The 11,933-nt window shown below is 64.6% G+C and carries 10 protein-coding genes and 1 tRNA gene; 4 read left to right on the forward strand and 7 right to left on the reverse strand.

Annotated elements, in window-relative coordinates:
• Nucleotides 1-294 precede the first annotated feature (294 nt).
• Nucleotides 295-636: a trimeric intracellular cation channel family protein gene (locus STE01S_RS13115; RefSeq protein WP_246385899.1), complete on the reverse strand. Its 342-nt coding sequence runs from the start codon at nucleotides 634-636 to the stop codon at nucleotides 295-297.
• Between the two features lie 476 nt (nucleotides 637-1,112).
• Nucleotides 1,113-1,188, reverse strand: a tRNA-Lys gene (locus STE01S_RS13120).
• 342 nt (nucleotides 1,189-1,530) lie between these two features.
• Here STE01S_RS13120 and STE01S_RS13125 point away from each other — a divergent pair.
• From STE01S_RS13125 to STE01S_RS13140, 4 genes are read left to right on the forward strand one after another with little or no spacing between them, the layout of a single operon-like run.
• Nucleotides 1,531-2,955, forward strand: a complete 1,425-nt coding sequence (locus STE01S_RS13125; protein ID WP_062768317.1) for an efflux transporter outer membrane subunit — start codon at nucleotides 1,531-1,533, stop codon at nucleotides 2,953-2,955.
• On the forward strand, nucleotides 2,952-4,256 hold the full coding sequence (locus STE01S_RS13130) for an efflux RND transporter periplasmic adaptor subunit (protein ID WP_062768320.1): 1,305 nt from the start codon (nucleotides 2,952-2,954) through the stop codon (nucleotides 4,254-4,256). Before STE01S_RS13125 ends, STE01S_RS13130 begins: the two co-directional genes overlap by 4 nt.
• On the forward strand, nucleotides 4,253-4,975 hold the full coding sequence (locus STE01S_RS13135; RefSeq protein ID WP_062768323.1) for an ABC transporter ATP-binding protein: 723 nt from the start codon (nucleotides 4,253-4,255) through the stop codon (nucleotides 4,973-4,975). The genes STE01S_RS13130 and STE01S_RS13135 overlap by 4 nt, the downstream gene beginning before the upstream one ends.
• Nucleotides 4,975-6,174 carry an ABC transporter permease gene (locus tag STE01S_RS13140; RefSeq protein ID WP_062768326.1) on the forward strand — a complete coding sequence of 400 codons (1,200 nt, stop codon included), beginning with the start codon at nucleotides 4,975-4,977 and terminating at the stop codon, nucleotides 6,172-6,174. The genes STE01S_RS13135 and STE01S_RS13140 overlap by 1 nt, the downstream gene beginning before the upstream one ends.
• A gap of 33 nt (nucleotides 6,175-6,207) precedes the next feature.
• On the opposite strand, the gene rodA is transcribed toward STE01S_RS13140, so the two are convergent.
• From rodA to STE01S_RS13165, 5 genes are read right to left on the reverse strand one after another with little or no spacing between them, the layout of a single operon-like run.
• On the reverse strand, nucleotides 6,208-7,314 hold the full coding sequence (gene rodA, locus STE01S_RS13145) for a rod shape-determining protein RodA (protein WP_003043754.1): 1,107 nt from the start codon (nucleotides 7,312-7,314) through the stop codon (nucleotides 6,208-6,210).
• Nucleotides 7,311-9,218: a penicillin-binding protein 2 gene (mrdA, locus tag STE01S_RS13150; protein WP_062768329.1), complete on the reverse strand. Its 1,908-nt coding sequence runs from the start codon at nucleotides 9,216-9,218 to the stop codon at nucleotides 7,311-7,313. The genes rodA and mrdA overlap by 4 nt, the downstream gene beginning before the upstream one ends.
• 54 nt (nucleotides 9,219-9,272) lie before the next feature.
• On the reverse strand, nucleotides 9,273-9,794 hold the full coding sequence (locus STE01S_RS13155) for a hypothetical protein (RefSeq protein ID WP_003043748.1): 522 nt from the start codon (nucleotides 9,792-9,794) through the stop codon (nucleotides 9,273-9,275).
• Complete coding sequence (gene mreC, locus STE01S_RS13160; RefSeq protein ID WP_062768331.1) at nucleotides 9,791-10,690, reverse strand: rod shape-determining protein MreC; 900 nt, start codon at nucleotides 10,688-10,690, stop codon at nucleotides 9,791-9,793. The genes STE01S_RS13155 and mreC overlap by 4 nt, the downstream gene beginning before the upstream one ends.
• Nucleotides 10,691-10,707: 17 nt before the next feature.
• Nucleotides 10,708-11,754 carry a rod shape-determining protein gene (locus STE01S_RS13165; protein WP_003043744.1) on the reverse strand — a complete coding sequence of 349 codons (1,047 nt, stop codon included), beginning with the start codon at nucleotides 11,752-11,754 and terminating at the stop codon, nucleotides 10,708-10,710.
• Nucleotides 11,755-11,933 lie beyond the last annotated feature (179 nt).

The following is an 11,933-nucleotide window of genomic DNA, read 5'->3' on the forward strand; positions in this document are numbered from 1 at the left end:
ATGCCCCACCCCGGAATACACCATCGCCTACACCGGAAATTACACCACGAGCGCGGACGCTAACAAACGGGTGCCGATGAAGGCCCAGACCGGCTACCAGAATGGGCTTGTCGCGAGCTACAATCGACTGGTCGCAAGACCCATATTGGGGATAGTGGTGGGGGTTTCGGAAAACTTATCACATTATAACCACACGATATATGCTGTCCGTGGATCTCTCCTCCGTCCATTAATCATGAAAATCTCAGTTGTTGTTCGGCCGGGCTGGATCGCCAGACCAGTCGAACACCGCAGTCAGGCACCGTCATTCGCGCGGAGGCGGCCTTGGCGTGGCCGATAGCGTGGCAATGACCAGCCGTACCTGATTGCGCCTCCGCGCAGTGCGAAGCCTACCATGAATGCCGCGGACACGCCGACTTCCCGGTCAATGCCCAGCGCGTTGGTGCAAACGAAAGTGATTGCAGCGGCCAATGCGGCGGTCACGTAGATCTCGTAGGAAAAGATGATGGACCGCTCCTGGCTCAGCGTGTCACGGACGATGCCGCCAAAGCATGCCGTTATCATGCCCATGATGACAGAAGCGACCGGACCTGCGCCGGCACCGATCGCCCGTTCGGCGCCTCTCGCGGCAAACAGGGCTAACCCGACTGCTGCGGGATGCCTTTCCCGATGCGCTTATCGGTTTTCGCTCCAACAGCCGCGAAGTGCAGGTTCACGCGACTCTTGCAGGGGCCGGGGTTGCGGCGCTCGCCCGCTATCGTGCCGATGGGGAGCTCGGGCTAATTCGCCTGTACCCCGACAGACCTGACCTTGTTCGAGACATCTGGATAGGTGTGCATGTGGACATGCGCCACATGCCGAGAGTGCGGGCAGTGACCGATACAGTTGTCGAAGCACTGCGGAAAACGCCGCGATTCTCAATCCGGGTTACTGAACCCCAAGTGTTGATAGAGCAAGACAGGCTCGAGCACACGCTGGAGCCAGCTTTTCGTCGCAATACCTTGATCAACCGTCGCCGGATCCGCTGCTACCTAGAGAGCTACCTAGCGATCTGCGAGCGGAAATCCAGTTGGCCCAACGGCCATTTAATACGTTGAAATATATGGATAAATTGGTGGACGCACTTGGGCTCGAACCAAGGACCCGCTGATTAAGAGTCAGCTGCTCTACCAACTGAGCTATGCGTCCACGTGCCGGTTTTCGGCGGACTTCGCGGCGGCCACAAAGGCTTTGTGCTGCGAAGAGAGCGGCCCGCTATCATGCTCGTTCGGGCATGGCAATGGGCTTCGGCAATATTTTTTCGCAAAAGGCATTTTACCTTGCTTGAGCGGGGCGGGGGATCGGGCATTTGCGTTGAGGGCGTCGGACGGCGGCGGCTCGAAATGTCGGGCATGGGGGAGCGTCAGTGAGTAAAATGGAGGCATCGGACCGCTCGCGCGGCGCCCGAAAGCTTGCGCATTCCAGCAATTTATGGTCTGCCGTCCAGCAAGCGCGGCGATTTTGCATCCGCGGTGGGACTTTGAGGGGCGCATGCAGACGGGAAGGCGCTGGCTGACAATAGCCCTGTTGGCGGGCGGGCTTGGGGGCTGCGTTTCGGCGCCGACCGAATATCCATCCGGGCCGGGCATTCCCGTTCCCGAGCAATGGTCGGTCGAATCGGGAGGCAATCCCGCCGCGACGGCATCCTATTGGACGCAGTTGAACGATCCGCTGGTCGATTCCTATGTCGCGCAGGCGCTGGCGAACAATCGTGACATTGCCCAGTCGGCGGCCCGCCTGGCGCAGGCGCGCGCAGGCGTGCGCGCGGCGCGGGCAGGCTATTTCCCGCAGGTCACGGCATCCGGAGGCGTCCAGCGCGATGTTGGCGATCTGGCCGACGAGCGGCTGCAATATTCGCTCGGCGCCGACGCGCAGTGGGAGATCGATCTTTTCGGACGGATCGGCGGCAATGTTGCCGCATCGCGGGCCGATCTTGCCGCCGCCGGCTATGGCCTTGCCGACCTGCAGCGCCTGATCGTGGGACAGGTGGCGCAGACGACCGTGTCGGCGCGAACGCTCGCGGTACAACTCGCGATCGCGCGCGAGACGCTGACCATTCAGGACGATAATCTCCAGATCGCGCGCTGGCGACGCGAAGCCGGCCTGGTATCGAGCCTCGATGTCGAGCAGGCCGCCGCGCAGCGGGCGCAGACCGCGGCGAGCATTCCGGCGCTCGAGCGCGATCTCGCGCAGGCGGCGAACAGCATCTCGACCCTGATCGGCGAAGCCCCCGGCCCGGTACGGACGGCGATCGAGGGTGATGCAAGGGCAATTCCGGTCCCTCCGGATGCGGTGGGGTTCGATGCGCCGGCTGCGGTGCTGCGCCATCGCCCCGACGTCCGCCAGGCCGAAGCGACGCTGCTCGCCGACACGGCGCGCATCGGCGTTGCACGCGCGCAGATGCTGCCGCTGGTCAACCTCACCGGAAACCTCGGCACCGCCTCGTTCGGGATCGGCAATCTGTTCGATGTGATAACCGGGCGGCTCTTTGCGGGGATCAGCCAGCTGATCTTTGACGGCGGCCGCGCGCGCGCGGGTGTCGACGCCGCCAATGCAGCCGCGCAGGCTTCGCTTGCGGCATGGCAAAAGGCGATCCTCGCCGCGCTGGAAGATGTCGAGAGCGCTGCCGCGGCCCAGCGCGCGGCGGGCGAACGCGTGGGCTTATTCGCAGCGGCGCGCGATGCGGCAAGCAACGCCGCGCTGCTGGCGCGGAGCCAGTATCAGGCGGGGCTGATCGACTTTCAGACTTTGCTGACCGCGGAGAACCAGCTGCTGTCGGCACGCAACGCGCTGGCGGCGAGCGAGGCCGAGCGCGCCAATGCCTTTATCAGCCTCAACCAGGCTCTTGGCGGCGGTTGGGACGGGACCAATTTCGATCCGGATGCCGGCGTTCGGACACAGGGGACTAGCGAATGACCGATACCGGCACTGCGCCGCAGGAACTCGAGGATTTTCTTGGCGCGAAGCCGCGTCCCAAGTGGCGGCGCTGGATGAAATATTGGCTGCCCGCGGCGCTGATACTCGTCATATTGCTGGCGATGGCGACTTGTTCGCGCGGGAAGGGCGAGGCCAAATATATCACCGAGCCGGTGACCGAGAAGTCGCTGACGCTCAGCGTCACGGCGACCGGGAATCTGCGGCCGACCAATCAGGTCGAGGTCGGGTCCGAAGTGTCAGGCAAGATCGATCACATCTATGTCGATGTGAATGATCGCGTCTCCAAGGGGCAGATCCTCGCCCAGATCAACACCGACGTGATCGAGGACCAGATCACCCAGGCCGAGGCCAATCTCAACGCGGCGCGCGCGCAGGTGGCGCAGGCGCAGGCGACGCTGGACGTCGACAAGGCGCAGCTCGCGCGGCTGGAAAATGTGTTCAAGATCTCGGGCGGCAAGGTTCCCTCCGGGGTCGAACTCGATCAGGGCCGCGCGGCGGTGAAGCGCGATACCGCCGCCGTTGCCGCGGCGCAGGCGAATGTCCGCGCGGTTGAGGCGCAATTGTCGTCGGCGGTGACCAACCGCAACCGCGCGGTGATCCGTTCGCCCGTTTCTGGTGTCGTGCTCGCGCGCCAGGTCGAGCCCGGGCAGACTGTCGCGGCAAGCTTCAACACCCCGACCCTCTTCATCATCGCCGAAGATCTGTCCGCGATGCAGCTTCGCGTCGAGATCGATGAAGCCGACGTCGGACAGGTTCAGACCGGACAGAAGGCCGATTTTACGGTCGATGCCTATCCCGGTCGCCGCTTTCCCGCGGTCGTCGAGCGCGTCGATCAGGCGTCGAGCAACACCGCTTCGCAGGCGAGCCAGCAGACGGCCACCGCAACCGCCAATGCGGTCGTCAGCTATGAGGCGAGGCTGGCGGTGGCCAATGGCGACGGGCTGCTGCGTCCGGGGATGACCGCTACGGCGACCATCGCAACGGGCAGCACGGCCAAACAATTGCTGGTTCCGAACGGGGCCTTGCGCTTTCAGCCCGATGCGAAGGAAAAGGAAAAGGCCGGCGTACTCAATCCCGAAATCGGGCTGGAAAAGAATGAACAGCGCGCGACGATCGGCGTGGGCAGCCAGCAGCGCGTCTGGGTGCTTCAGGCCGACGGGATGCTGAAGCCCGTCGATGTGGTGACGGGGCAGAGCGACGGCCGCCTGACCGCGGTGACGGCCAAGGGGCTGCGGCCCGGCATGAAGGTGGTGACGGGCAAGGGGGCGACGGGCCAGTGACGCCCCCCGAGATCCCGCTGATCGAACTCGAAGGGATAACGAAGACCTTCGGCCGGGGCGAGGCGGCCTTTCAGGCGCTCAAGGGCGTCGACATGCGGATCGAGCGCGGCGATTTCGTTGCGGTGATGGGGCCTTCCGGGTCGGGCAAGTCGACGACGATGAACATCCTCGGCTGCCTGGATGTCCCGACGAGCGGGATTTTCCGCTTTCGCGGGGTCGAGGTGCAGGCGCTCGATCGCGATCAGCGCAGCCTGCTGCGGCGGCGATATCTCGGCTTCGTCTTTCAGGGCTTCAATCTCCTTGCCCGCACCAGTGCCGTCGAAAATGTCGAATTGCCGCTGCTCTATCGCGGCGAAAAGAAGAGCGAGCGTCACGCCGCAGCCATGCGCGCGCTCGATCAGGTGGGTCTTGCGCCCTGGGCGGATCACACGCCGGCCGAATTGTCGGGCGGGCAGCAGCAGCGGGTGGCGATCGCGCGCGCGCTCGTCACCCAACCCGACGTGCTGCTCGCCGACGAGCCCACGGGCAATCTCGATACCGAACGCTCGATCGAGATCATGCAGTTGCTCACGCGCCTGAACGGCGAGGGCATCACGATCCTCATGGTCACGCATGAGGAGGAAATGGCGGCCTTTGCCAACACCATCGTGCGCTTTCGCGACGGGCTGGTCGAACGGGTCGAGCGCGGCCGGCGCACCCGCAGGGAGGAACCCGCCTGATGTTCGGCGCGACGCTCCTGCTCGCCTTTCGGGAGATACGGCGCCATCTGCTGCGTTCGTTCCTGACGACGCTCGGCATCATCATCGGGGTCGCGGCGGTGATCACGATGGTGACGCTCGGCAATGGCGTCACCGCATCAATCAAGGACCAGATATCCTCGCTGGGGTCTAACGTGCTGATCGTCTTTCCCGTGCAGGGCGATCGCGGCAGGCCGCGGCCATTCAAGCAAGCCGATGTCGACGCGGTGAGCAGGCAGATCGCCGGCGTCGTCGATGTGTCGGGCAGCGTGTCGTCCAGCGTCACGGCCTTTCATAACGGGCAGAGCTGGCGGACGACCGTGCAGGGCGTCGGCAATGACTTCCTGCGCGCCCGGTCGGTCGAGGTCGAAAGCGGCCGCGCGTTCACGAACGAGGAGGAAAGCGCGGGCAAGAATATGTGCCTGATCGGGCCCAAGGTCCAAAAGGCGATATTCGTCGCCGGGAGCAGCCCGCTCGGCGAAAATATTCGGTTGAACAATGTGTCCTGCACCGTGATCGCTGTCCTCAAGGAACGCGGCGAGGGCGGCGGTCCCGATCAGGACAGCGACAATGTCGTGATGGTCCCGCTGAAAATGGCGCAGCGCCGGTTCACCGGTAGCGACGACATCCAATATTTCGTGATCAAGTATGACAGCGCCTACGCCAGCACCGCCATTCAGGATTCGCTCGTCGGCCTGCTGCGTGAGCGGCGCCTGTTGCAAGGCGCGGCCACCAACGACTTCAACATCGTCGATACCGCGCAGGTCAATCAGGCGCTCGGTGCGGCGACGGGCGCGTTGACCGCGATGGTTGCGGTGATCGCCGGGATCAGCCTGCTTGTCGGCGGGATCGGGATCATGAATATCATGCTTGTCTCGGTCACCGAACGGACGCGCGAGATCGGCATACGCCTCGCAATCGGGGCGCTGGCGCGCGAGGTGCAGCTCCAGTTTCTGACCGAGGCCGTCGTGCTGTGCTGTTTCGGCGGTGCGGTCGGCATCGCGCTCGCTTTTATCCTGTCCTGGGGGATGGCGAGCGCGATCGACGTGCCCTTCATCTTCAATCCGGTCGTCAATGTGATGAGTTTTCTGTTCTCCGCTTTGATGGGGATTACATTCGGCTATTATCCGGCGCGCCGGGCGTCGAAGCTCGATCCGATCGACGCGCTGCGGCACGAATAGGCGGCACGCGCGGTCGCTGCGTCGCTGCCGTCGTCAACTCAGCCGGCTGTGCCGCTTCTTGCTGTCATTCTCGATCGCGAGGATGATGCCGATGCAAGTCATGATCGTCAGCATCGACGATCCGCCATAGGAGAAGAGCGGCAGCGGGATGCCGACGACCGGCGCCAGCCCCATCACCATCCCCAGATTGATGGCGATATAGAAAAAGATCGTCATGGTGAGGCCCGTCGCGGTCAATTGGCCGAAGCGCGTCCGTGCATTGAGTGCGACGCGCGTCGACCAGCGCAGCAGGAAGAAGAAGCCGAGGAGCAGCAACAGCCCGCCGACCAGCCCCCATTCTTCCGACATCGTCGCGAAGATGAAGTCGGTATGGCCTTCGGGCAAATAGTCGAGGTGGCTTTGCGACCCGTTGAGGAAGCCCTTGCCGAAAATGCCGCCCGATCCGATCGCAATCTTCGACTGGCTGATATGATAGCCGGCACCGAGCGGGTCGCTTTCGGGGTCGAGGAAAATCAGGACGCGCTTCTGCTGATAGTCGTGCAGCATCGAAAAGAGGATCGGCAGCGCGGCCAGTCCCGCGAGCGCGGCGCTGCCGAACCACCACAGCGGAAGGCCCGACACGAACATCACGATCGCCGCGCTGGCGCAGATCGCCAGCGCCGTGCCGAGGTCGGGCTGGAGCATCACGAGCGCCGCGGGGATACCGATCATCACCAGCGCGGGCCACAAGGCGTTAAAGGTCCGCGTGCTGCCCGGCGGCAATTGCGCGTAGAAGCGCGCGAGGGCGAGGACGATCGCGACCTTCATCAGTTCCGACGGCTGGAGGTTCATGAAACCCAGATTGAGCCATCGCTGGCTGCCGCCGCCGACAAAGCCGAGCGCCTCGACCGCGAGGAGCAGAAGCGCGACGCCCAGATAGCCGAGGTACGAGAAATCCTCGAAAATGCGGATCGGCATGCGCCCGATTGCGAGCGCGACGAGCAGGAAGACGATGAAGCGCACCCCCTGTTGCAGCGCCCAGGGCGTCACGCTGCCGCCAGCGGCCGAATAGAGAACGAGCAGGCCGAAGCCGGTGATCGCCGACAGGAGCGCGATCAGCTTCCAGGGGATGCGCTGGACGGCGGGCGGAACCGGGATCATTGCGCGAGCCCCGGATCGGGGCGCGCGATACCCGCCTTCCATGCGGCATAGTCGCGGTCCATCCGCTCCTTGATCGTGCCGCCCCAGCCCGCCTCGAAGGCGGTCAGTGCCTCCATCGCCTTTTCACGGTCGTAGAGGAAGGTGAAGATGTCCTTGGCAACGGGCGCAGCCGCGCGGCTGCCGCCCATGCCATGTTCGATGATGACCGACGCGGCATAGCGCGGATTTTCAACCGGCGCGAAGCAGATGAACAGGCCGTGATCGCGAAATTTCCACGTTCCGCCCTTGCCGTTGCCGGTGTTGAGGCCGCGAACCTGTGCCGTGCCGGTCTTGCCCGCCATCTGGATACCGTCGAGCGGCAGGCGGCTGCGCCCCGCGGTTCCGCCGGGGGCGTTGACGACGCGGTTCATCCCCTCGCGCGCGGTCGCGAAGGCCTCGGCCGAGAAGGGCAAAGGCTCGTTCGAGAATTGCCGGCTGACGAGGCGCGGGTAGAGTTTGCGGCCCGAGGCGATACGTGACGCCATGACGGCGAGCTGGAGCGGATTCACGCTGACATAGCCTTGGCCGATCACCGCATTCAGCGAATCGGACGCCGACCAGGGTTGGCCGTATTTCTTCATCTTCCACGCGCTGTCGGGGATGGTGCCGTAACGCTGGTTGCTTCCGGCAAGCTGGAATTCCTCGCCCAGCCCCATCATCTTCGCGGTCGGCGCGATGGCGTCATAGCCCAGCCGGTCGGCGACCCAATAGAAATAGCTGTTGCAGCTTTTCATGATCGCGGTCGGCATGTCGACGCTGCCGTGGGTGCCGAGACAGCGGAAGAAACGGTTGCCGAGGCGATAGCCGCCGATGCAGGTGTGGCGCTCGCTCGGGTCCATGCCATGTTCGATCGCGGCGATCGCGGCCATCGGCTTCAGCGTCGATCCCGGTGGGTAGAGGCCGCGGGTCGCCTTGTTGATCAGCGGCTGGTGGTCGTCGGCGCGCAGCCAGCCATATTCGGCATTGCTGATCCCGTCCGAAAAGCTGTTCGGATCGAACGACGGCATCGAGACGAAGGCGAGGATGTCGCCATTGAGGCAGTCGATGACGACCGCCGCCCCTGATTCGGGGCCCATGCGGCGCGCGGCATATTCCTGCAGATCGGCGTCGATGGTCAGGTGGACGGTCTTGCCTTGCGTATCGGGCTGGGTGCTGAGATCGCGCACGACCTTGCCCCGCGCGGTGACTTCGACGCGCTTGGCGCCGGCCTTGCCGCGCAACAGTTCCTCGAAATATTTCTCGAGCCCGTCCTTGCCGGTCTTGAAGCCGGGGGTGATGAAGAGCGGATTCTTGACCTTTTCATATTCCTCGGCGGTCGGGGCGCCGACATAGCCGATCAGGTGGCCGACCGCGGCGCCGGTGGGATAGTTGCGGGCAAAACCGCGCGTCGGGGCAATGCCCGGCAGGTCGGGGAGGCGGACGAGGATCGATGCATATTGCTGCTCGGTCACGTCCTCCGCAACCGCAACCGGCTGGAATCCCGATGCCGCCTTGAGGTCGCGTTCGATGCGCGCCATTGCGTCGCCGTCGAACTGCAACAGCGTGCGGAGCTGGCCCAGAACCAGTTCCTTGCTGTGCATGCGATCGGGAATGATGTCGATGCGGAGCGACACGCGGTTGTTGGCAAGCGCCTTGCCGTGGCGGTCGACGATCCAGCCGCGGCGCGGGGGGATGAGCGTCAGATTGACGCGGTTGCTTTCGGATTCGAGGACGTAGCGATCATTGTCGATGATCGAGATATAGCCCATCCGCGTCGCGAGCGCGGCGCCCACGGCGATTTGTCCGCCGCCGACGACAAGGGTGCGGCGCGTGAAGGTGAGGCCCCTCCAGGTTTCGGTAATGGGCGGACTTTTCTTGCGGGACATGAAAGCGGAAATTCGTTGGCAATCTGGGGCGAAGGCTAAGGCGGAGGCGGGCGATTATCGGCGCTTGAGACGGAAATTGTCAAACTTGCCGGTCAGGCGGAGGAACAGCGGCATCAGCAGCACCGAAATGATGATCTGCGGCAGGACAAGGCCGAGCATATGCCCGGCGGGAGCGTGTGGAAAGGTGATAAGCACCGCAAGCGCCTGAACAGCGGCGACGAGCAGGGCGCCGATCGCCCAGTCGTGCAGGAAGCCGCGCCAATAGATGCGCTGCGACAGATAGGCGATCGCGATGCTCGCGGCGGTCCACAGCGCGATGGCGGTGCCGATCGGCGCGCCGCTGAACAGATCGTCCCACAGGCCGAGCGGCAGGCCGATCCACACCGGCCACATTTCGGTGCGCAGAAGTTGCCAGCTCAGGAAGAAGAGGAGGCCGAGCGGGGGCAGCACGGGCGAACTGGCGACGAGCGGCAGCATCAACGGCAGCGCCGACGCGATCATCACCGTCGCGATCGGCACGATCTGCATCCGCCAGCGCGAGGCTGGTTCGCCGATCCGCTGCCCGTGCCGGTTCATGGCTCGCCGGCCGCCGTGGAGGATTGGGCGGGCACGGCCTGCGCCTCGATATTATCGGGCGTATAGGGGCGCAGCACCGCCACCGCATCGACCTTTGCCGGGTCGGCAAGCGGACGCGCGAGCGCACCATCGTCCTGGCGCCGCACGACGATGGCGACCGGAATGTTCGGCGGATAAAGGCCGCCGGTTCCCGACGTCACGAGGATGTCGCCGGGCTTGAAGGGATTGTTCGCGATGTTGAGCGTGCGGACGTCGAGATCGCCGTTGCCGCGTCCCGTTGCGAGCGCCGGCAGGCCGTCGCGCGCGCGGCGCACCGGCACGACATTTTCGACGTCGGTAAGGAGCAGCACCTGCGACACCGACGGTCCGGCGGTCAGCACGCGGCCGATCAGGCCGTCGGCACCGCGTACCGGCTGGCCCGCCGAAACACCCCGGTTGCGCCCCAGGCTGAGCAGCGCGATGCGGCGGCTGCTCGTCGAGGTCGAGGTGAGCAGATAGCCATGGGCGAGCGCCGAGCGATCGGTCTGTTGCAATCCGAGCAGCGACTTGAGCTGACGATTTTCCTCTTCGAGCGCGCTGGTCGCGACGAGACGGCGGCGCGCCTCGGCCAGTTCCTTGCGCAAGCGGCGGTTCTGCGATCCCGCGCCGACATAGGCCGACACAGTGTCGTCGACGCCGGAGATCGACCCGATCACCGACCGCGTGCCGCGCGCGATCGGCGCGGTTATTTCCTGACTGGCGACGCGCAGGGCGGCAAAGCCGACGGGGTCGGCGACCGAAAGGATCGCCAGCAATAGCCCCGCAAGCGCGCCCGTTATCGCAATAACATAGGCGGCGAACAGGCTGTACTGGGCCTTCCGGGATTGCCCCGGACGCCGATGTGCCGGGCGAACCATGGACCGTCTGTCCGCGATCAGGCTTGCTGCAGCACGCCGCGGAAGGCGGGATCCTCCATCGCGCGGCCGGTGCCGATCGCGACGCAGGTCAGCGGATCTTCCGCGACCGTCACCGGCAGGCCGGTTGCGTCGCGCAGCAGTTCGTCGAGTTCGCGGATCAAAGCGCCGCCGCCGGTCAGCACGATGCCCTGGTCGACGATGTCGGCCGCGAGTTCCGGGGCGGTGTTTTCGAGCGCGATGCGCACGCCTTCGACGATCGTGCCGATCGGTTCGGACAGGGCTTCGGCGATCTGCGCCTGATTGATCGAGATTTCCTTCGGCACGCCGTTGACGAGGTCGCGGCCCTTGATGTGGATCGTCATGCCGACCCCATCAGCGGGCACGCGCGCGATGCCGAAATCCTTCTTGATCCGCTCGGCGGTCGATTCGCCGATCAGCAGGTTATGGTGTCGGCGAACATAGGAAACGATCGCTTCGTCCATCTTGTCGCCACCGGCACGGACCGAGGTAGTGTAGGCGAGGCCGCGCAGCGAGAGCACCGCGACTTCGGTCGTGCCGCCGCCGATGTCGACGACCATCGACCCGATCGGTTCGGTAACCGGCATGTCGGCGCCGATTGCGGCCGCCATCGGTTCTTCGATCAGCCACACCTGGCTTGCCCCGGCGTTCGATGCGGCGTCGCGGATCGCGCGGCGTTCAACGCTGGTCGAACCCGACGGTACGCAAATCACGATTTCGGGGCTGCGAAACGCGTTGGCCTTGCCGCCGTGCACCTTGGTGATGAAGTGCTTGATCATCTGTTCGGCGACATCGATGTCGGCGATGACCCCGTCACGCAGCGGGCGGATCGCCTCGATGCTGTCGGGCGTCTTGCCCATCATCAGCTTGGCATCGTCGCCGACCGCCTTGACCCGCTTGATCCCGTTCAGCGTTTCGACCGCGACGACCGACGGCTCATTGAGCACGATGCCCTTGCCGCGAACGTAAACGACCGTGTTCGCGGTGCCGAGGTCGATTGCCATGTCTTGGGAATTGAACTTCAGAAAACGGGAAAAGAAGGACATCGATACTGCTTCCTGTCATCGGCACCTGCCAGCCGGGTCGGTCTGGGCCTGCCGCCATCGAATGTGAACCCGCGCGCCTACCGGCACAGGACCAATCAGGGGGAGATTCCGGCTCTTCCCGGACGGGGTGGCTGGACAAAATGATCAGGGCTGAGCGGATGGGTCGCGATTTGCGTCCG

The sequence above is a fragment of the Sphingopyxis terrae subsp. terrae NBRC 15098 genome (assembly GCF_001598815.1).
Classification (GTDB): Bacteria; Pseudomonadota; Alphaproteobacteria; order Sphingomonadales; family Sphingomonadaceae; genus Sphingopyxis; species Sphingopyxis terrae.